The following is a 21,852-nucleotide window of genomic DNA, read 5'->3' on the forward strand; positions in this document are numbered from 1 at the left end:
AAGTAGACCCCTGGGTATACATAAAGAATTAGAAAATTTTCCAGATGTATTTTCCCATCTGGTATCTTTTTTCTTTGCTCTTGTGTTCAAGAATGTCAACTCTGCGTCACCTAATGAGCAAAATGTACGTAGATTATTTATTTGACGATTAAATAGATAACTTGCGATGATCATTGGCGATGCATGGGGTTCACTATTACGAAGATGAAGGACGTGTCAAGAAATGAAACTTGCGGATTGCCTAGAGGCTCTCGTTGATTTTCAACAAGTAGGAGAGGGAAATCCGGATATCAGCGAAATTATTATTGATTCGCGGAAGGTAAAGCCGGGATCTTTGTTTTTCTGTATTAAAGGGCATCATGTGGACGGTCATCGCTTTGCTGCTCAAGCGGAGGCTTGTGGTGCAGCTGCTTTAGTCGCACAGGATAAAGTTGATGTGTCGATTCCTGTCATCTATGTTGGTGATACGCATCGCGCATTGGCGATGATCTCCGATCACTTTTACGGTCATCCGAGCCAGGCGCTTCATTTGATAGGCGTGACCGGTACAAACGGAAAAACAACCATCACTTATCTCGTACAATCGATTCAGGAAGCCGCAGGCATTAATACCGGATTAATCGGAACTATGGGTATGCGTTATAAAGATGAACGGATTCCCGTACAAAATACAACCCCTGAAGTGCATCTCATCCATAAAAATTTGGCTGAGATGAAAGCACAAGGTGCAACTTCTGTGGTCATGGAAACTTCATCGAATGCACTGTATGACGGAAGGGTTCATGGCTGTGATATTAATGTCGGTATTTTTACCAATTTGACAGAAGATCATCTTGACTTACATGGAACGATGAAAGACTATATGTATGCGAAAAGCCTTCTTTTTTCGCAGCTTGGAAATAGTTATAGGAGCGGGCAAATTAAAGCGGCAGTTTTGAATAATGATGATCCCGCATCTGAGGTATATAAACATATGACTGCGGCACATGTGATCACTTATGGAATTAATTCCCTCGCAGATTATCGTGCGACAGCGATTAAAATTACACCAACAGGAACAACATTCCGTTTGGAAATCAAAGGCAAAAGCTACCCGGTCGCTATGAAATTAATCGGTAAATTCAGTGTCTACAATGTATTGGCAGCATTGGCTGCATGTTCACTTAGCGGAATCAAAGTAGAAGATATGATTCACACGGTTGAACAAATCAATGGTGTTGCGGGACGTTTTGAACCCGTCGTGGCCGGTCAAGATTTTACGGTAATCGTTGACTATTCGCACACTCCGGACAGCCTGGAGAATGCATTGAGCACGATAAAGGAATTTGCAAAGAAACGCATTATTGCTCTTGTCGGATGCGGTGGCGATCGTGAACGAGGAAAGCGACCGATTATGGCCAAGATAGCGGTTGATGAGAGTGATTTGGCAATTTTGACTTCTGATAATCCACGTACGGAGGACCCTGAAGAAATTCTCGCGGAAATGGAAGCCGGAGTAACAGGACGCTCTTATGTGAAAATTACAGACCGCCGTGAAGCGATCCGTTATGCAATGGAACACGCTGAGCGTGGCGATATCGTGCTGATTGCCGGTAAGGGACATGAAGATTATCAGATTATCGGTTCGACGAAGCATCACTTTGATGACCGTGAAGAGGCACGTACAGCGATTGTCGCGCGAATAAACAAATAAACGGACAGCTTTCGCTGTACCAATTGAGGGAGAACAATAAATGAGTATCGGAGTAGATATAGTCAGAGGCCAGGCTATTCAAATGATCGGCAATTCTGCACACATCAACCGGCTGAACATTATGACGGACAGTCGCAAGCCCGTAGAGAAAGGTCTTTTTGTACCTCTAGTTGGTGATCATTTTAATGGGCACCAATTCTTGAATCAAGCAATTGAGCACGGCGCCGTTGCGGCAATCTGGATGGAGAGAGAACCCGTTCCGGAGGATCTCCCAGAAGATTTTCCATTATTTTTTGTGCGAGACTCGCTCTCTGCTCTGCAAAGCATGGCAAAAAGTTATCTGAATCAAATTTGTCCTAAAATTATCGCTGTAACTGGATCAAATGGAAAAACAACAACGAAAGATATGTTATACGGCATTCTTCATCAATCATTCAAAACGTATAAGACTCAAGGAAACTACAACAATCATCTTGGTGTTCCAATTACGGTACTGTCTATGCCACAGGACACTGAAGTGCTTGTTGTGGAAATGGGAATGAATCATTTCGGTGAACTGACTTCTCTTAGTCAAATGGTTAAACCGGATATTGCAATAATCACGAATATTGGTGAATCTCATATTGAGTATCTGGGCAGTCGAGAAGGAATTGCAAAAGCGAAACTCGAAATTGTCAATGGACTGAAGAAAAGAGGAACATTGATTTTAGATGGCGATGAACCGCTTCTTTCAAATATTCAAACATACGCTTTTCAGATTGTGCGCTGTGGTTTTGGTAATCAGAACAATTGGCGTATTACTGACGTCGTTGAGTCCGTATCAGGAAGCCAATTCTCATTAAATAAGCAAGAGGAACACTATCACGTTCCTGTGCTCGGCAGGCATAATGTGAAAAACGCGGTGCTTAGTGTAACGGCCGCTCGAATCTTGGGCATGGATATGGAAAGAATTCGAGAAGGCTTGGAACAATTGAAATTGACCAAATTACGTTTTGAAAAGGTTAGCGGGATTCACGGATCCGTATTAATCAATGATTGCTATAATGCCAGTCCAACATCCATGAAAGCTTCATTGGAAACATTAAAGACTTTACCAGGATTTAACAGACGTGTTGCGGTACTTGGGGACATGTATGAACTCGGAAGCAACGAAGAAGACTTGCACAAAAGTGTAGCGGATGTTCTGAACGCACCGCTTACCCATCTCGTCACCATTGGCAGCAAAGGAGCTTGGATTGCTGATGGGATACGAGAAAAAGGCGACGATCAAAAAATAGAAGTGCGTTCATTCGCTACAAAAAATGAAGCGGAGCCCTACCTTGCTTCATTACTTAATGATCAAACGGTAATGTTGTTCAAAGCATCAAGGTTACTTGAATTGGAAAAATTATCGAGTAAATTTGTTGTAAAGTAATCGTAAATTAAGTCATACCGTACGTGGAAAGTCATTAAGATTAGTTATTTTGGCCTCGCAATTAAAGGAGCGAAAGGATTTATGACATTGACATTATTATTTGGTTTAGCCATTTCTTTTTTAGTTACACTTGTAGTTGCACCTTTTTTCATACCACTTTTGCGTCGATTACACTTTGGACAATACATTCGGGAAGAAGGTCCGAAAAGTCATCAAAAAAAAGCGGGAACTCCGACAATGGGAGGCGTCATTTTCCTCTTTGGTCTAATTGTCGGTATTCTTGTTATGGCGTTGAAATACCATATGACCACCCAGGACACCTACATGCTTCTCTTTGTCACGTTAGGCTTTGGACTTATCGGTTTACTTGATGATTTCATCAAAATATCGATGAAACGAAATATGGGTTTGACCTCGAAACAAAAAATGGCGGCTCAGCTCATCATTTCAATTGTTTTCTTATTCATCATGACACGCTATGATTATTCAACCTATCTTTCTTTTCCCGGAACGGATTTTATGGTAAACATGCATTGGTTCTATCCGTTGTTTGTTATTTTTCTTCTTATTGGCGTTCCAAATGCCACAAATCTTACGGATGGGATGGATGGACTGCTGTCCGGACTCGCGGCCATTGCATTTGCTGCTTATGCAGTTATTGCTTGGGTCTCTATGAATCTTGGCGTTGCGGTGTTTGCGACCGTAATGCTTGGCGGGTTACTCGGTTTTCTTATTTTTAATGCACATCCTGCTCGAGTATTTATGGGGGATACTGGGTCGCTGGCGATTGGTGGCGGTCTTGCAGGCATGGCGATTCTTACAAATTCTGAGATCCTACTTGCGATTATCGGCGGTGTCTTTGCACTAGAAACTCTATCCGTGATTATCCAAGTAATCTCTTTTAAGACGACAGGTCGACGCGTCTTTAAAATGAGTCCGATTCATCATCATTTTGAATTGTCCGGCTGGTCAGAGTGGAAAGTTGTTACTGTATTCTGGATCGTCGGTCTGATTCTTGCTGTTCTTGGAATATATCTAAAGGTAGGGATCGTAGGTTGAAATTACTTAATGATTATAAAAATAAGAAGGTACTTGTACTTGGATTGGGAAAGAGCGGTTATGCTGCTGCAAAACTACTACAGAGTATGGGCGCAATCGTAACAGTAAATGACCGTGGAGATTTAAGTACCAATGAACATGCTAAGGATCTCAAAGCGAGTGGTGTGCATGTGGTTGACGGTGGGCATCCACTAGACTTAATCGATCAAAGCGTTGCGTTAATGATCAAGAATCCAGGCATTCCGTATACAAATCCGCTCATTGTTAAAGCTGAGGAAATTGGCGTACCGGTTGTTACGGAAGTTGAAATCGCCGGTCGTTTATCGGAAGCTCCATTTATCGGTATAACCGGTTCTAATGGGAAAACGACAACGACAATGTTAATTGGCGAAATGATGAAAGGCTCGAATTTCAAGCCAATTGTTGCCGGTAACATTGGTACGGCACTAACATCTGTAGTTCAAAAAGCAACAAATCAAAATGTAATTGTTGCAGAACTATCGAGCTTCCAATTGCTAGGTACAAGACAGTTCCATCCGCATGTAGCAGTTGTCTTGAATATTTTCGACCATCATTTGGACTACCATGGCACGGTTGAAAAATACGCAGCAGCCAAAGCACGCATTACAAAAAATCAGACATCCGAAGATGCGCTTGTATTTAATGCGGACAGTGAACGTGTCCTTCGATTTATTGCGGACCAATCGAATGCAACAAAAGTGCCTTTTTCATTGAAAGGCCGGGTTGAGAACGGAGCGTATGTCGCAGATGGGACGATTTATTACAGAGATGAACCGATCCTGAAATGTGAGGAAATGGGTCTACCCGGAGAACATAATTTAATGAATGCATTAGCAGCCGTGGCTGCTGCCGGGGTGTACGGCGTTCCAGCGAAGTACATTGCGGATGTGTTGCGTTCCTTCAAAGGAGTTCGTCATCGTCTAGAATATGTGGATATCATTCAAGGGCGAACGGTGTATAACGATTCAAAAGCAACGAACATTATTGCCACTTCAAAAGCTTTGCATGCTTTTCCAGGAAAATCGATTGTTCTCCTCGCAGGTGGACTTGACCGTGGAAATACCTTTGATGCTTTGATCCCGGATTTGAAAAAGGCTCCAATAAAAGCGGTGCTTCTTTTTGGACAAACACAAAAGAAATTGTTGGATGCGTGTCAGAAAGCGGCTATTCCGGTGATTAAAGAAGTAGCGAATGTGGAAGAGGCCGTACCAGAAGCCTTTGCTCTATCCAAACCAGGGGATGTAATTTTACTTTCCCCGGCGTGTGCAAGTTGGGATCAATATAAATCTTTTGAACAACGCGGTGACATTTTTATTGAAGAAGTGAATAAGTTTAGATAAGGGACAGGCCGGCTAAACCAATTCTCCGGCGAAACAGGTCTCAATCTGAACGGAGTGTTGGTTATGTATACGGATCGTCGCTCACCTGATCTTTTTTTGCTCGTTGTTACTTTTCTATTACTTTCAATCGGGCTCATGATGGTATATAGTGCGAGTGCGGTTTTAGCTGCCAATCGGTTTGGTGATTCCCTATACTTTCTGAAGCGGCAACTTCTCTTCGCAGTTGTAGGTATTGGTCTCATGTTTGCAGTGATGCGTATTGATTATCATTTCTGGAAGGCTTGGGCGAAAATTGCTTTGGTCGGGTGTTATCTGTTGCTCGTGCTCGTGCTCATACCTGGCGTTGGTTTAACACGTGGCGGTGCAAGTAGCTGGTTAGGAGTCGGTGCCTTTTCCATCCAGCCTTCCGAATTTATGAAGGTGGCACTTATACTCTTTTTGGCAAGTTATTTGTCTGAACATCAATCCCTGTTGCCTTCATTTAGAAAAGGATTGATTCCATCGTTTCTCCCTGTTCTTCTTGCCTTTGGATTAATCATGCTTCAGCCGGATCTTGGAACAGGGATGGTGCTTGTACTGACATGCGTAATTATGATTTTTATCGCAGGCGCACGTATTAAGCACTTTGCAGTGATGGGATCTATTGGGGTTATTGGTGTCGTTGGATTAATTTTGTCTGCGCCATATCGATTGAAGCGTCTAACTTCTTTTGTTGACCCTTGGCAGGATCCTAGAGGAAGTGGATTTCAAATAATCCAATCTCTACTTGCCATCGGACCAGGCGGATTACTCGGTTTTGGTTTAGGACAGAGCAGACAAAAATATCAATATCTTCCGGAACCACAAACGGATTTTATTTTCTCAATTGTTTCAGAAGAATTAGGATTCATTGGTGCATCGTTTGTGTTGATCCTTTTCTGCCTGTTACTCTGGCGTGGCATATTAGTCGCGATAAAAGCACCCGATCTTTTCGGTACGTTGCTTGCTGTTGGGATCACAGGTATGATCGCCATTCAAATAATGATTAATATCGCTGTTGTGACCGGTTTAATCCCGGTGACTGGTATCACATTACCATTTCTGAGCTATGGAGGATCTTCCTTGACCTTAATGCTTGTGTCGATCGGTATCCTCTTAAATGTCAGCAAATCCGTTCATTAATTGTTAAAGGCTTAATTAGTCTCTTTTGCAAACCCTGTTTGTTAAACAGGGTTTGCTGTTTTTTAGAAAAATAATACAATAGAGTAGATTGGTGAAGTGAAACCCTTTTTGAAAGGCTTTTGAAGAGCTTTTGTACAGGTATCCGTTACAGTTTTTGAAATGCCTGACTTCATAAACGTACATATATTATTTGGGTGAAAAATACTGCAAGAGGAGGATTACGGCATGGACAGGAAGAAAGTCATTGCTCTTGAAGATCGCCTGCCTCAATTGAAGCAGGAACGAAAACAAAAAGCAAATCGACGTTTTGTTTTTTATGCGTGTATCTTTTTTCTTCTGATTTTTGTGGTTGTTTATTTCCAGTCACCACTAAGCAAGGTACACACCATTACGGTTTCGGGTGAACAGATTGTGAGCAGTGAGAAAGTCATAAAAGCAAGCGGCATTACGAATAACACTCATATATGGGACATTAGAAAGAATGCTGTACAGCAAAAAATCGAACGTTTGCCAACGGTGCAATCTGTTTTGATTGAGAAAAGCTTCCCGAACGAAGTAACGATCAGAATAAAAGAATATTCGCGCAAAGCATATCTTTGGAAAAATGGAAATTACTATCCAATCCTGCAGAATGGCACCATGATGAAAAAGCTTCGGGATGGGAAAATGCCTGTTGATGCGCCTGTACTCTTTGGTTTCTCGAAGTCTGCTGCCTTGAAGAAAGTAGCAGAAGGACTCGGGACAATTTCCAAACAAATGAAGCATAATATCTCAGATATTCACTACATAGGGCACTCAGGGAGTGGTGATGATCTTGTACTATATATGAATGATGGAAATAAGGTAGTCGCCAGTACACGTACGTTTGCGCAAAACATCAACCTCTATCCTGAAGTTGCGGCAAACCTTCCTAAAGGAAAACATGGTACGATCCATCTGAGTGTCGGCATTTATTTTATTCCAGACAAGTCCGGACAAACTTCAGATCAAGTAAAGGGTAATTAATCGTTGCTCTGTTTTCGCCTCACTTCTTTAAGATCTAGTAATTTTAATCTTTTCTAGTGATTCAACTTGGTGTAGACTATTATTTAGATACATAGCTTACAACACGGTTACTCTCGACATTTTTTTTGAATAGGTCAATTTGTCTATTCATTTATTGGAAATTTTGCCGATGTAATAATGAAGTAAGATCAGTTCTTATAGGATTGAAATTTTTAAAAGGGAAATGCTCCATTTTGTAGAATACAATCATTAGGTGTGTTTCTATCAATTGGAACAGAGAAAGAGTTGGGTTGAAAATAATGAAACTTAAAAAGTATCTTAGATATTTAATAAGCAATCGTTCGATCCTAACATCCCTCAATAGAGAAGTCATCAAAGATTATCAAGATAAAGGGGGTGCCACAAAATGAATAGTGAGGATGTATTTGTCAGCTTGGACATAGGCACGTCCAGTATAAAAACTGTCATTGGCGAAATGACGGGAGATCGACTTAACGTTGTTGGTGTTGGCGAAGCCGTTTCCCGTGGAATTAAAAAAGGTTCAATCGTTGATATCGATGCAACGGTACGCTCAATCAGCGAGGCAGTACAACAGGCTGAGCGTATGGTCGGTATTGCGATTAAAAGTGTGATTGTTGGTATTTCTGGCAACCACATCCAACTTAGACGTTGTCATGGTGTTGTGGCAGTCTCTAGTGAAACTCATGAAATTGGTAATGAAGATATTGCCAGAGTCATTGATGCAGCACAAGTGATGTCGATCCCTCCTGAGCGAGAAATTATTGATGTAATACCAGAACAATTCATTGTTGATGGTGTCGATGAAATTCATGATCCGAGAGGAATGATTGGCGTACGGCTAGAAATGGAAGGAACGTTGATCACGGGCTCGAAAACATTGCTTCACAATCTGCTGCGATGTGTTGAACGTGCTGGTCTGTCGATTTCGGACGTTTGCCTCCAACCCCTTGCTTTAGGATCAGTTGCTTTGTCCGAAGATGAGAAAAATTTAGGCGTAGCATTAGTTGATATTGGCGGTGGATCAACAAGTGTGGCAGTATTTGATCAGGGTTCACTCGTGTCGACATTTGAATTGCCAATTGGTGGAAATCATATTACGAAAGATATTTCAATTATTCAACGAATACCACTTGATGAAGCTGAACAGCTGAAAGTAAAGCATGGCGTTGCTTATCTCAATGTGGCATCAGATGAAGATACATTCTCTGTATCGCAGATTGGCAGTGCTCAGAAGCAGACAATGAATCAGGAAGATCTTGCCGAAATCATTCAGGCACGCATGGAAGAAATGTTTGAGATTATTCACGGAGAATTACAACGCATTGGCATATATGATTTGCCGGGAGGATACGTGCTTACAGGTGGAGTCACTGCAATGCCAGGTGTCGTAGAACTTGCAGCACATCATTTAGATTCTAATGTTCGCATCGCAGCTCCGGATTATATCGGTGTTCGTGAGCCAAAGTATACTGCTTGCATTGGGTTGATTCAGTTTGCATACTACAATGTGAAGGTACAAGGAAAAGAAGTCGCAGTTTCCATCGCTCCTGAACAAGAACATTATGAAGCTGTACAGAAACAGCATAAACAGAAAAAATCAAAACAGAGCCCGAAAACTCACGAAGGTGTTTCTGCAAAGGTTAAGAATTGGTTTAATCTGTTCTTCGATTAATCGGGTGGCGGAATGATTAAATGGGAGGAAATGAACAATGTATGATCACGATATGGACATGGAACCTCTAGCCAAGATCAAAGTTATTGGCGTCGGCGGCGGAGGTAATAATGCAGTCAACCGAATGATTGAGAGTGGAATCCAAGGTGTAGAATTTGTTTGTGCCAATACTGATGCACAGGCACTGAAACTTTCAAAAGCTGATGTAAAGCTCCAGCTTGGTGAAAAGTTGACTCGTGGATTGGGAGCAGGGGCAAATCCGGAAGTTGGGAAGAAAGCTGCTGAAGAAAGTCACGATCAAGTCGAAGAAATTCTTAAAGGCGCAGATATGGTCTTCGTTACTGCTGGAATGGGTGGCGGAACGGGCACAGGCGCAGCCCCTGTTATTGCTGAGATCGCAAAAGAGGTTGGTGCACTAACCGTAGGGGTAGTGACGCGTCCATTCACTTTTGAAGGTAGAAAACGTGCGAAACAAGCACAAAGTGGAATCGCAAATTTGAAAGAAAAAGTGGATACGCTTATTGTCATTCCAAATGATCGCTTGCTTGAAATTGTTGATAAAAACACACCGATGCTTGATGCATTCCGTGAAGCAGACAATGTTCTTCGCCAAGGTGTTCAAGGCATCTCCGACCTAATTTCTGTCCCAGGGTTAATTAACCTTGATTTTGCAGATGTGAAAACGATAATGACAGAAGGCGGTTCAGCACTGATGGCAATTGGTGTTGCTTCTGGAGAAAATCGTGCTGCAGAGGCAGCAAAAAAAGCAATCTCAAGCCCGTTGCTTGAAAAATCAATTGATGGTGCAAAAGGTGTCCTGATGAACATTACCGGAGGGACAAATCTGAGCCTATATGAAGTAAATGAAGCTGCAGATATTGTCGCAACCGCAGCGGATGAAGAGGTAAATATGATCTTCGGATCCGTTATAAGAGAAGAGTTGGAAGATGAAATTGTCGTGACCGTGATTGCTACTGGGTTTGAAGAAAAAGGTAAAGCGGAAAATGCTGCGCCGGATCAGGATCTTATTATGCGTCGCAGACAATCTACTGAATCGATAAATTCTGTGAAATCACGTGAACACCATCGTGAGGAAACAGTGACACCGATTCCTCAGACATCACGCAGATCACACAGTATTGTTGATGACGAGGATACACTGGATATACCAACTTTTCTGCGTAATCGAAGAAGAAAAAATGATTAATCCATTCTTTCTTTAATGAAACTACGTGCATAAATTTTTCTCCCTATCATAACCTTAAAAAAATGTTCCGGAATCAGGAGTTTTGTCCTGTTTCCGGACTTTTTTTATTGAAAAAAAATCAACTAGTATTTTCGTGAAAATGGAGCGAAAATGTGAGACGCCAGCGGGATGAGCGTGCCAGAGAGACCCCACAGATACTTGCTTTTCGAGGAGGCTCGCGGTGCGCCCGCGGCAAGCGAACAATCAAAGCGCTTAATACAAGATAAGGACAGGGCAGTTTTTTTTTCAAAAAGTGAGTCCAAGCTTTTGGTGAAAAATGGAGCGAAGATGTGAGACGCCAGCGGGATGAGCGTGCCAGAGAGACCCCGCAGATACTTGTTTGTTCGAGGAGGCTCGCGGTGCGCCCGCGGCAAGCGAACAATCAAAGCGCAATACTTATAAGTGCAACTAAAGCTCATCCATCGCAAAAGCTCGGTTTCGCCAAGTTTTCTAATACTCGTTAAATATTAAATAAAAGAACAAAGATTAGAGGAAACAAGTATAAGTGCAACTAAGGCTCATCCGTCGCAAAAGCTCGGCTTCGCCAAGTTTTCTAATATTTTGAAAAACATTGAGTTCGTGCGAAGAATCAATAGTTTGCAACAAAACCCTCTCAGGTAATGTGACAAAAGCAGCCAAAATAACACTGAAAATCCTCCCACAGTGCGACAGACTTTCACTTCCATGGCCCGTATACTTATCCTAAACATGCAAGGAAGGTGAGACGGTGGTCGTCTATTTGGATGCTGTTTGGGTACTGAATCTGTTGATTGATGCCTGTTTGTTAAAATTAACTGCAATCATGCTAAAACGTCACACCAGTCGAATTCGACTTTGGTTGGGAGCATTGGTAGCTTCCGCCGTTGTTCTCCTGCTCTTCACACCTGCAGCATTCCTTGTCGATCACCCACTTGGAAAGTTGATCTATTCCGCCGTGATCATTTTCGTCACATTCGGTTTTCGAAAGCTTTCGGTTTTCTTACAAAACCTAGCTGCTTTCTATTTCACTGCTTTTGCAATTGGCGGAGGATTATTCGCAGTTCACTATTTCTTCCAGGACGCTTCATTTTATGCAGACAGCCACTTTTTAAACACAATGAATTTTGGTGATCCAATCAGTTGGTTGACAGTACTCGCTGGATTTCCAATTTTGTGGTATTTCTCAAAAAAACGATTGGATCAAACGGCAACACGAAAATGGCAACAATCTACATTAGCAGGGGTAACTGTTCAACTTTTTGATGTCACCATTGATGCAAAAGCAATTATTGATAGCGGAAACAAATTATCAGAGCCTCTCACCGGAGCGCCGGTAATGTTTCTCAATGCTGAACTTTGTCAAGACAAGATCCCGGAAGCTTTGGTTCACGTTGAGAACGGTGTGCCCAGTTCGCTGATCATCGATGAACTTCCAAGCACTTGGCAGAAACGTGTGGCATGGATCCCGTACAGAGCCGTGGATGGAACACATTGTATGACGCTTGCAATTCGTCCGGATCGAATCCTGATTTTTGTTGAAGGATCGCAAATTGAATGTAAGAAAGCCTATGTTGTGTTTGTTGACCATGAACTTAGTTCATCAGGAGACTTCAATTGCATCTTGCACCCGGACATGCTGCTCCATGGGAAAAAAATTGAGACCGCTTCGTGATCATCTAAATAAAGGAGGTTATCCAAGAATGAAGAAGATTTTTTTAAACGTTTGGCATTGGATTCTGATTAAACTTGGCGTGAAACCAGAAGAAATTTACTATATCGGTGGAAGTGACGGATTACCTTCGCCATTGTCGAAGGAGGAAGAAGCCGAATTAATGAAAAAGCTTCCGACAGGTGATCAACACGTCCGTGCAACACTCATTGAGCGCAATTTAAGACTGGTTGTATACATTGCTCGTAAGTTTGATAATACACGAATTAATATTGAAGATTTGATAAGCATTGGAACAATTGGTCTGATAAAAGCGGTAAATACGTTTAACCCTGAGAAGAATATTAAGCTCGCAACATATGCTTCACGTTGTATTGAAAACGAGATCTTGATGTACTTGAGGAGAAACAGTAGGACACGATCTGAGGTTTCGTTAGATGAACCGCTGAACGTGGACTGGGATGGAAATGAATTACTCTTGTCTGATGTTTTGGGTACAGAAAATGATGTGACGACTAAGAATATGGAACGCAAAGTCGAACGAACTTTATTGAAAAAGGCGATGTTGATGTTGAATGATCGTGAGAAGGAAATTATGACGCTTCGATTCGGATTAGCAGGTGGAAAAGAGAAAACGCAAAAAGATGTTGCTGATGAATTGGGCATTTCTCAATCTTATATATCACGGTTGGAGAAAAGGATTATCAAACGATTAAAGAAAGAATTCAGTAAAATGGCGTAATTGAATGTTTTCCATTTCGGCCATCATTTTGGTGTGCATAAAATGGTTTCCTACGGAGATACTTGACCATATAGCAGTGGTTAAAAAGAGATGCTGTTTTGAAGGAAATGCATCTTTTTCATAAGCCCGCTAACGCAAGTTTTCGACAATGGGAGGTCATCCGTATGGCACGGCACAAAGTGGAAATCTGCGGAGTGGACACATCAAAACTACCGGTCCTGACTAACGTAGAAATGCGACGGCTATTTACTGAACTACAGTCAGGCAAGATCGAAGCCAGAGAAAAGTTGGTGAACGGAAACCTGCGATTGGTTTTAAGTGTTATCCAGCGCTTTAATCATCGAGGCGAGTCTGTCGATGATTTATTTCAAGTTGGTTGTATTGGTTTAATGAAATCCATCGATAATTTTGATCTCAGTCAGAATGTTCGTTTTTCAACTTATGCGGTTCCTATGATTATTGGTGAAATACGTCGCTATTTAAGGGACAATAATCCGATCCGCGTTTCCCGATCACTGAGAGATATGGCTTACAAAGCACTTCAGGCAAAAGAGCGCTACATAGCGAAGCATTCAACTGAACCAACAACAGCAGAGCTTGCAAAGATCCTTGATTTACCTGTTGAAGATGTTGTCTTCGCAATGGATGCCATTCAGGATCCGGTTTCCCTATTTGAACCCATATACAGTGATGGGGGTGATCCTATTTTTATTATGGATCAGATCAGCGATGACAAGCACAAGGACAGAGAATGGGTGGATAACATTGCATTAAAAGAAGCGATGAGCAAACTTCATGAGCGCGAGAAACGTATCGTCGCCATGCGTTTTTTCTATGGGAAAACACAAATGGAAGTTGCGCAGGAAATTGGTATTTCACAAGCTCAAGTCTCAAGGTTGGAGAAGATGGCAATCAAAGAAATGAATCAAGAAATTGGCCCTTAAAAGTTTAACGCTTGCTTAGCAAGCGTTTTTTTTTTTTTTTTTGAAAGAAAAGAAAGATAAATTTTTGCGTAAAAATGGAGCAAAGATGCAAGATGTCTAAGGAGCGTTCCTGTTGATTGCGAGCCAAGTGAGCCCCCCAGACAAATGGGTTCACCGAGGAGACTCAAGGATCGCCCGCGGCAAGCGAGTAATTGAAGGAAATGAATACAAATAAGGACCGGGTGTTTTTTTGCCCGGTTTTTCTTAACGAATAAGAAAGTATAACCCTAGGTACGATTGAACTATTTCCTAGGCAATGAACAATTGGATTTTCTACTTCTCAATACTGTTCAATCCCCATATATATTAGGGACAATGCAGAGGAGGGTTATCTATGCCAAGAATATCTGATTTTCAAACAAAGGAAGTCGTCAATGTTGAAAATGGTAAACGATTAGGTCATATAGGTGATTTGGACGTGAATCTATCCTCAGGGAAAATTGACAATTTAATTATTCCTGGATCAGGAAAGATTATGGGTTTATTTGGAAAGGAGAACGATATTGTTGTTCCTTGGAATAATATTGTACGTATTGGCGCAGATGTGATTCTCGTTCGTTTTTATTCTGATCATCATTCGACGATAAAAAGTGAAGAATAGTAGGAGTAAAAGTTTCTCGGAGGTTCATGTGCGAAAAGATCTAACGGTTTGAGAAGAGCTTGGAGCGAGACACCTGCAGGATCGTCCCTGATGATCGCAGGGCCAAGTGAAGCCCCGCAGATTACTCATATGTTTGAGAAGGCTCATGGATCACCCGCGGCAAACGCGCACTAACAGAGAAAAAGCTAACATACGAAGAATAAAGAGTTAAGCGATCGTTTGATGAATATGGTAAAATAAAAAGAAAATGATACGGTCCTTTTTTCATGAGAGGTGAAAAAAATGGATGAGCCTTTTTCATTTCGTAACGGTTCATTGTTAATGATGAACGCCCTGAAAACGTCTGCTCATGAGATCTGCTCAGGTTTTACGATGAGAAATGGAGGTACGAGCACGGCTCCATTCTCATCAATGAATCTGGGTCTTCATGTTGGGGATGATCCGGAGCATGTTCTGGAAAATCGTCAGAGAATCGCGGATCAAACAAGTTTTCCGTTAGACCACTGGATTTGTGCGGAACAAGTGCATGGGACGAACATTGCCCGTGTAACAAAAGAACACGCAGGTGCAGGCAGTCAGAGCCTTGAAACCACAATAAAAGGCGTTGATGGATTGTTCACTACTGAGCCCGGATTATTTCTCGCTCTATGTTTTGCTGACTGCGTGCCCATCTATTATTGGGCATCGAACCCCGACGTGATTGCGATTATGCACGCAGGCTGGCGAGGAACAGTAGCTGGCGGTGCGGTTCGAATGGTTGAGAAAGTCAAACAAGAACTGGCTCTTTCGCCTGAGTCCCTACATGTCGTGATTGGTCCGTCCATTGGAGCGAGTGATTACGAAGTGGATCAAAAAGTCATTAATGAAGTCAGCAAGTTGGATCAATCCTTGTGGAAACAATCAGTTAAAGATGTAGGCGATGGTCACTATTTGTTAAATTTGCAAATGTTGAATAAGAATATTCTTATTGCAGGTGGCGTACCCGAAAAGCAAATTCAAGTAACCCGATACCGTACGTTTGATCATCCGGATCTATTTTTTTCTTTCAGACAGGATCAAGGTAAGACTGGTCGAATGATGGGCTATATTGGTATGAAGTAAAGGAGTTAAATGAATCATGGAAGTTAAGGAGAATCTTCAACACATTCAGACAAAGATTGAACGTGCATGTGCACGTTCAGGGCGACGCCCAGATGAGGTAACAATCATAGCCGTCACGAAATATGTAAGCAATGCGCGTGCACAAGAGGCAGTTGACTGCGGTATTCTTCATCTGGCGGAGAATCGAAAAGAAGGTTTGCTTGAAAAACAGAGCCTGATACAGGACCCAAAAGTAACTTGGCATTTAATCGGGACACTCCAAACACGAAAAGTGAAAGATATTGTAGGAAAAGTTGATTTTTTTCATGCGCTTGACAGAATAAAATTAGCAACAGAGCTGAATAAGCGAATACCTGAAGGACAATTAAATTGTTTTGTCGAAATGAATATCTCAGGTGAAGAATCAAAACATGGCATTACCGAAGCCGACTTGGATAAATTTATTGATGCACTTGCTGGATTTGAACATCTTCGTGTGGTCGGCCTGATGACTATGGCGCCTAATACCGAAGACACCGATGTTATTCGCCAGGTTTTTCATCGACTAAGAATATTGCGTGATCGCATTCGTGAGCGTCATATCCCTTATGCTCCTTGTACAGAATTATCAATGGGGATGTCACACGATTATGAGATTGCTGTTGAAGAAGGCGCAACGTTTGTAAGAATAGGTACGTCTCTTGTTGGCAATGAATGAAAGGAGAAAGGAATCATGGGTCTGAAAGGCACATTTAAAAGATTCTTTGATCTTGAGGAAACAGTGGACAGCCCAGACGAACTTCGTTCAACAGATCAAGAAGTTGCAGAACGGAAACCGGTTCAGGAGACACGGAAACTGGAGAAGAACGGCAGAATTGTTGCCATTCAAAATATTCACCAGCAAAATAAGATGGTCCTTGTCGAGCCAAAACGCTTTGAAGAAGTTGAGGAAATTGTCGGCTATCTCAAGAATAAACAAACAATTATTTGCAGTCTTCAAGGGACGAGTAAAGAACAGGGACAAAGAATCCTTGATTTCATCGGCGGTACTGCCTTTGCGCTAAATGCACAAATACGCAAAATAGGAAAAAATACATTTCTTTTTGCCCCTGAGCAGGTTGATATTTCAGGGATGATTAGTAACTGGCCAGAAGAATAATTTCAATGAGGTGAATCTGTTGGTTATTGCCTATTATTTAGCACAAATAATTCAAGTGTACTCATGGATATTAATTATCTACATCTTGATGTCTTGGCTCCCGAGTTTGCAGGCATCATCGATTGGACAATTATTCGCAAGGGTATGTGAGCCCTTTTTATCGCCATTTCGACGAATTATTCCACCGATTGGCGGCGTGATTGATCTTTCACCAATTGTTGCCTTCTTTGTACTGCAGCTGGCGACGCGGGGAATCTATTATATCGCTTATTTGTTTGCGTGAGAATAAGGACTAAACATGTCAATCTATGAACATTTTCGTCCGGATGAACGTCCACTTATCGATCATTTTCTTGATCTAAAAGATCAGGTGCTTGATCATTATGTACCAAAACTCACTGATTTTCTTGACCCCCGTCAGCAAACAATCTTGAAGTCAGTGATTGGCAGTGAAGACGCCATCCAACTTTCGGTGTTTGGTGGTTATAATCAGGCAGAACGAACACGTGCCCAATTACTTCCCCCTTACAGTGAATCGGGAGAGAATCCTTTTGACCTTGCTTATATGGAAGTACGCTATCCGGCGAAATTCGGATCCGTTTCTCACCCTCAATTACTTGGTGCATTAATTGGAACCGGGATTTCACGCAATAAGATCGGTGATTTGTTGATCGATGGTTCTCGTGCACAATTTATTTGTTCAAAGGAACTTGAGTCTTATTTTATGCTTCATTTGACATCAGTCGGCAGAATGAAGGTCAACTGTGTACCGATTGATCATGAGGCATTACTACATAGTGATGATGAATGGCAAATGCATGAAGGTACGGTTTCCTCACTCAGACTGGATACTGTATTATCAGAAATTTATCGATTGCCCCGTGCAAAAGCATCTGAAGCTATTTCTAAGGGCCTTGCAAAAGTTAACTGGGAAATGATCGAAAAAAGAGATTATGCTATCGGTGAAGGTGACTGCATCTCGTTGCGTGGCTTTGGTCGGAGCAGAATAATATCTGCAGGTGGGTTGACAAAAAAGAACAAAATACGTGTTCAATATGGTACACTAAAATAAACGAATTGTTTGTATAATGACTTGGAGGTGAACGGGTTGTCACTTACACCCTTGGATATTCATAATAAAGCTTTCTCCCGAGGTTTTCGCGGGTATGATGAAGATGAGGTCAACGATTTTTTAGATCAAATTATCAAGGATTATGAGACTCTGATCCGTGAAAAAAAAGATCTTGAACAGCAGATTAAGAATTCAAATGAAAAACTTAGTCATTTTTCAAACATTGAAACGACATTAAATAAGAGTATTCTTGTCGCACAGGAAACGGCTGAAGATGTGAAACAGAATGCAAATAAAGAAGCAAAATTAATCGTTATGGAAGCAAAGAAAAATGCAGATCGAATCATTAATGAAGCACTCGAAAAATCACGGAAAGTAACATTAAATATCGAAGAATTGAAAAAAGAAGCTAACGTTTATCGGACACGTTTCCAAATGCTTATTGAAGCACAGCTTGAATTGTTGAAGAGCGATGATTGGAAGAGTATGACGCCTGATACGGAAACAGTAGAAAATGGGTCTGATGACAGTCTGGCGAACACACAAGCTTGACGCAGAGTTATTATTTGCATATACTGTGCATACATCAATGTACACCGATATGCGTCTTTTCGTAAGATGTGTACAGCAATTTTTTCATTTTTATCAAGAAGCACACATTTTTATATAATTGAAACACTGTGACAGGGAGAGTAGTCGTTGCAAGGTCACTCAGCGAGCTGGGGATTGGTGAAAGCCTAGCGCGGACAGTAACGATGAACATCACCCTTGAGTTTGGATATGAAAGGCCATGAAAACCCGTTGGCCAATTAATTTCCAACGTTTATTCGCGTTAAGAAGATAATGAGTGGCAGAGTTTTCTGCTATTAGGGTGGTACCGCGGTCCTTCCGTCCCTTTGGGATGGAAGGACTTTTTTATTGGTGAGAAATGAGTAAAGTTCACCAATACGGATGGTGTGTCAGAACAACGAAGGTTTTGGCTGTGCTCATAAGTTTGGCGAAACCGAGTTTTCTAATATTTTTTGTGAACAGAGAAAAATGGAGGCGTTTGGCAATGGATTACAAGAAGACATTATTGATGCCCAAAACAAAATTCAAAATGCGTGGCGGTCTTCCGACAAAAGAACCATTGATGCAAAAACAGTGGGCGGATGATCATGTTTATGAACAGTCATTGAAAGTAAATGAGGGAAAACCAACCTTCATTCTTCACGATGGTCCTCCTTATGCGAATGGAAATATTCATATCGGTCATGCGGAAAATAAAGTGTTAAAAGATATGATTGTGCGCTATAAATCGATGAGTGGATATCAAGCACCTTACGTTCCGGGTTGGGATACACATGGTCTCCCAATTGAACAACAGCTTGCCAAACAGGGTATAGACCGAAAGAAAATGTCGGTTGCTGATCTTCGCGAAAAATGTAAAGAATATGCATTGGGTCAAGTAGAAAGGCAGAAAGAACAATTTAAACGACTTGGCGTTCGAGGCGATTGGGATCATCCGTATCTGACTCTTCATAAAGAGTTCGAAGCAGAGCAAATCAAAGTTTTTGGTGAAATGGCAAAGAAAGGGTACATCTATAAGGATAAAAAGACGGTCTACTGGTCTCCATCCTCGGAATCAGCATTGGCTGAGGCAGAAATCGAATATAAAGATGTTAAGTCTTATTCAATTTTTGTCGCTTTTCATGTAACAGACGGGAAAGGTGTATTAAATAATGATGAAGAAGTGGTGATCTGGACGACCACACCATGGACAATGCCATCAAACCTAGCGATTGCTGTCAATCCAAAATTTGACTACAGTGTTGTTCAGGTGAACGATCGCAAGTTTGTCGTTGCTACAGATTTGGTTGAATCTTTAACTAAAAAATTCGAATGGGAAAACCCGCAGGTACTCCGTACTGTTGCCGGAAAATCCTTGGAATATGTCGTTTGCCGTCATCCTTTCTATGATCGTCCTTCAGTAATGATTCTTGGTGATCACGTAACATTGGATGCTGGTACAGGGTGCGTGCATACAGCTCCAGGTTTTGGTGCTGATGACTTCTATGTAGGTAAAAAATACGGACTAGATATCCTATGTCCGGTTGATGACCGTGGCTGCATGACTGAAGAAGCACCAGGATTTGAAGGGCTGTTCTACGAAAAGGCTAATGAACCGGTTCTCGAAAAATTAAAAGAAGTTCATGCACTGCTTAAGGTCGGAACGTTTACACACTCGTATCCGCATGACTGGCGTACGAAGAAACCCGTGATTTGGAGAGCAACGAAACAATGGTTCGCCTCGATCAAGGCGTATCGTGAGGACATCCTGAACGCGATTCATGAAGTACGCTGGATTCCGACATGGGGTGACGTGCGTATGACAAATATGATTAAAGATCGTGAAGATTGGTGTATCTCTCGTCAGCGTGCCTGGGGCGTGCCGATTCCAGTATTCTATGGTGAAGACGGCGAACCAATCATCACAGATGAAACGATCAAACGTGTTTCCGATTTGTTCCGTGAACACGGGTCAAATATCTGGTTTCAATGGGATGCAAAAGATTTACTTCCAGAAGGATTTACTTCGGAGCATAGTCCAAATGGCATCTTTAAGAAGGAAACAGATATCATGGATGTTTGGTTTGATTCAGGCTCATCACATCAAGGGGTATTGACGACACGTGATGGATTACGCCGCCCGGCAGATCTGTATCTCGAAGGATCAGACCAATATCGTGGCTGGTTTAATTCTTCACTTGCTACCGCTGTTGCTGTGACCGGCCATGCCCCATACAAACAAGTACTAAGCCATGGTTTTACCCTTGATGGCAAAGGCTTAAAGATGAGTAAATCAGTCGGCAACGTCATTGATCCAATGAAAGTGATGCAACAATATGGTGCAGATATTATCCGCCTATGGGTAGCATCTGTTGATTATCAGGCTGATGCAAGAGTATCCAACGAAATTCTTGGTCAGGTCGCAGAGGTGTACCGCAAGATTCGGAATACTGTCCGCTTTATGCTTGGCAACCTTCAGGACTTCACTGGAGAAAATGTTGTTCCAACTGAGGATATGCCTGGACTCGAAAAATATATGCTCGTAAAATTAAACCATTTTATTGATACCTGCATGGAAGGTTTTGAAGGCTATCAATTTTTGAATGTGTACAAAGCACTGCAAAATTATTGCTCGCTAGATCTGAGCGCATTCTATATGGATATTGCCAAAGATGCCTTATATGTTCAGCCAAAGGATTCATTGGTACGTCGATCAGCACAAACAGTTCTTTATAAGACCGTATGTGCAATGACGAAGATTCTCTCACCAATCATCCCCCACACAGCTGAAGAAATCTGGCAATTCATTCCTGAATCAGATCAGGTTTCGGCTTACGTGCAATTAACAGAGATGCCTGAACGCGAATCGATTGCCAATGCCGATCAAATCGAAGAAAATTGGAAAGCATTGCTGGCTGTTCGTGATGATGTCTTGAAATCGTTGGAAAAAGCGCGTGTTGATAAGTTGATTGGTGGTTCACTTGAAGCTTCGGTTACGCTTTACGTGACTGACGAAACAGCATTCCTAAAGAACACATCGGATTTGGATAAACTGTTCATTGTTTCGCATGTGACTCTCGAAGACAACAGTCTTGCACCAGCAGATGCGGATCGTTATGGGCAACTTGCTGTTAAGGTGAACAAAGCAGAAGGTGAAAAATGTGAACGTTGTTGGGCAATCCTTCCAACGGTTGGTACAGATGCTGAACATCCGACACTCTGTGCTCATTGTGCAGACACCGTCCGTCATGATTATGCGGATATGCAACTCGATTAAAGGAAACGATTTAAGAGCAAGTGAATGTTTCCCATTCTGAGCAAAAATTACGTGGTCTAAAAAACCTCCTTTTCCTCACACTAAGAATGTGTGCGAGAGAAAGGGGGTT

Annotated in this window: 19 protein-coding genes and 1 other annotated feature; all 19 genes read left to right on the forward strand. The window is 41.9% G+C overall.

Features of this window, described 5'->3' with window-relative positions; translation table 11 throughout:
- Positions 1–223: 223 nt before the first annotated feature.
- The 19 genes from NIE32_RS00655 to ileS all read left to right on the forward strand — a co-directional run bounded on the left by NIE32_RS00655 (position 224) and on the right by ileS (position 21,743).
- A complete protein-coding gene (locus NIE32_RS00655; protein ID WP_253051973.1) occupies positions 224–1,693 on the forward strand; it encodes a UDP-N-acetylmuramoyl-L-alanyl-D-glutamate--2,6-diaminopimelate ligase in 1,470 nt (489 codons plus the stop codon).
- A gap of 40 nt (positions 1,694–1,733) precedes the next feature.
- Positions 1,734–3,107: a UDP-N-acetylmuramoyl-tripeptide--D-alanyl-D-alanine ligase gene (locus NIE32_RS00660; protein WP_253051975.1), complete on the forward strand. Its 1,374-nt coding sequence runs from the start codon at positions 1,734–1,736 to the stop codon at positions 3,105–3,107.
- 81 nt (positions 3,108–3,188) lie between these two features.
- Positions 3,189–4,166, forward strand: coding sequence for a phospho-N-acetylmuramoyl-pentapeptide-transferase (mraY, locus tag NIE32_RS00665; protein ID WP_253051977.1), 978 nt, complete (start codon positions 3,189–3,191; stop codon positions 4,164–4,166).
- Complete coding sequence (murD, locus tag NIE32_RS00670) at positions 4,163–5,527, forward strand: UDP-N-acetylmuramoyl-L-alanine--D-glutamate ligase (protein WP_253051979.1); 1,365 nt, start codon at positions 4,163–4,165, stop codon at positions 5,525–5,527. Before mraY ends, murD begins: the two co-directional genes overlap by 4 nt.
- A gap of 63 nt (positions 5,528–5,590) precedes the next feature.
- The gene (spoVE, locus tag NIE32_RS00675) at positions 5,591–6,688 is read left to right on the forward strand and encodes a stage V sporulation protein E (RefSeq protein ID WP_253051981.1); all 1,098 of its coding nucleotides are present in this window, start codon (positions 5,591–5,593) and stop codon (positions 6,686–6,688) included.
- Between the two features lie 225 nt (positions 6,689–6,913).
- Positions 6,914–7,693 carry a cell division protein FtsQ/DivIB gene (locus NIE32_RS00680; protein ID WP_253051983.1) on the forward strand — a complete coding sequence of 260 codons (780 nt, stop codon included), beginning with the start codon at positions 6,914–6,916 and terminating at the stop codon, positions 7,691–7,693.
- 406 nt (positions 7,694–8,099) lie between these two features.
- On the forward strand, positions 8,100–9,386 hold the full coding sequence (gene ftsA, locus NIE32_RS00685; protein WP_253051985.1) for a cell division protein FtsA: 1,287 nt from the start codon (positions 8,100–8,102) through the stop codon (positions 9,384–9,386).
- 37 nt (positions 9,387–9,423) lie between these two features.
- The gene (ftsZ, locus tag NIE32_RS00690) at positions 9,424–10,593 is read left to right on the forward strand and encodes a cell division protein FtsZ (protein WP_253051987.1); all 1,170 of its coding nucleotides are present in this window, start codon (positions 9,424–9,426) and stop codon (positions 10,591–10,593) included.
- A 766-nt stretch (positions 10,594–11,359) separates the two neighbouring features.
- Positions 11,360–12,283 carry a sigma-E processing peptidase SpoIIGA gene (spoIIGA, locus tag NIE32_RS00695; protein WP_253051989.1) on the forward strand — a complete coding sequence of 308 codons (924 nt, stop codon included), beginning with the start codon at positions 11,360–11,362 and terminating at the stop codon, positions 12,281–12,283.
- Positions 12,284–12,311: 28 nt separating this feature from the next.
- Positions 12,312–13,022 carry an RNA polymerase sporulation sigma factor SigE gene (sigE, locus tag NIE32_RS00700; protein WP_253051991.1) on the forward strand — a complete coding sequence of 237 codons (711 nt, stop codon included), beginning with the start codon at positions 12,312–12,314 and terminating at the stop codon, positions 13,020–13,022.
- Between the two features lie 164 nt (positions 13,023–13,186).
- Complete coding sequence (gene sigG / locus NIE32_RS00705; protein ID WP_253051993.1) at positions 13,187–13,966, forward strand: RNA polymerase sporulation sigma factor SigG; 780 nt, start codon at positions 13,187–13,189, stop codon at positions 13,964–13,966.
- Between the two features lie 373 nt (positions 13,967–14,339).
- Positions 14,340–14,606 (forward strand): YlmC/YmxH family sporulation protein, encoded by a 267-nt coding sequence (locus tag NIE32_RS00710; protein WP_253051995.1) that lies wholly within the window; start codon positions 14,340–14,342, stop codon positions 14,604–14,606.
- Positions 14,607–14,888: 282 nt separating this feature from the next.
- Positions 14,889–15,707 (forward strand): peptidoglycan editing factor PgeF, encoded by an 819-nt coding sequence (pgeF, locus tag NIE32_RS00715; RefSeq protein ID WP_253051997.1) that lies wholly within the window; start codon positions 14,889–14,891, stop codon positions 15,705–15,707.
- Positions 15,708–15,723: 16 nt separating this feature from the next.
- The gene (locus NIE32_RS00720) at positions 15,724–16,404 is read left to right on the forward strand and encodes a YggS family pyridoxal phosphate-dependent enzyme (RefSeq protein ID WP_253051999.1); all 681 of its coding nucleotides are present in this window, start codon (positions 15,724–15,726) and stop codon (positions 16,402–16,404) included.
- A 15-nt stretch (positions 16,405–16,419) separates the two neighbouring features.
- A complete protein-coding gene (locus tag NIE32_RS00725; RefSeq protein ID WP_253052000.1) occupies positions 16,420–16,845 on the forward strand; it encodes a cell division protein SepF in 426 nt (141 codons plus the stop codon).
- Between the two features lie 19 nt (positions 16,846–16,864).
- Positions 16,865–17,128, forward strand: coding sequence for a YggT family protein (locus NIE32_RS00730; protein ID WP_253052001.1), 264 nt, complete (start codon positions 16,865–16,867; stop codon positions 17,126–17,128).
- Between the two features lie 15 nt (positions 17,129–17,143).
- Positions 17,144–17,917, forward strand: a complete 774-nt coding sequence (locus NIE32_RS00735; RefSeq protein WP_253052003.1) for a YlmH family RNA-binding protein — start codon at positions 17,144–17,146, stop codon at positions 17,915–17,917.
- A gap of 36 nt (positions 17,918–17,953) precedes the next feature.
- Positions 17,954–18,469, forward strand: coding sequence for a DivIVA domain-containing protein (locus NIE32_RS00740; RefSeq protein WP_253052005.1), 516 nt, complete (start codon positions 17,954–17,956; stop codon positions 18,467–18,469).
- Positions 18,470–18,588: 119 nt separating this feature from the next.
- Positions 18,589–18,816, forward strand: a binding site (T-box leader).
- A gap of 155 nt (positions 18,817–18,971) precedes the next feature.
- Positions 18,972–21,743 (forward strand): isoleucine--tRNA ligase, encoded by a 2,772-nt coding sequence (gene ileS, locus NIE32_RS00745; protein ID WP_253052006.1) that lies wholly within the window; start codon positions 18,972–18,974, stop codon positions 21,741–21,743.
- Positions 21,744–21,852: the final 109 nt, after the last annotated feature.

Origin of the sequence: Sporolactobacillus kofuensis (genome assembly GCF_024125425.1) — a bacterium.
GTDB classification, from domain to species: Bacteria; Bacillota; Bacilli; order Bacillales; family Sporolactobacillaceae; genus Sporolactobacillus; species Sporolactobacillus kofuensis.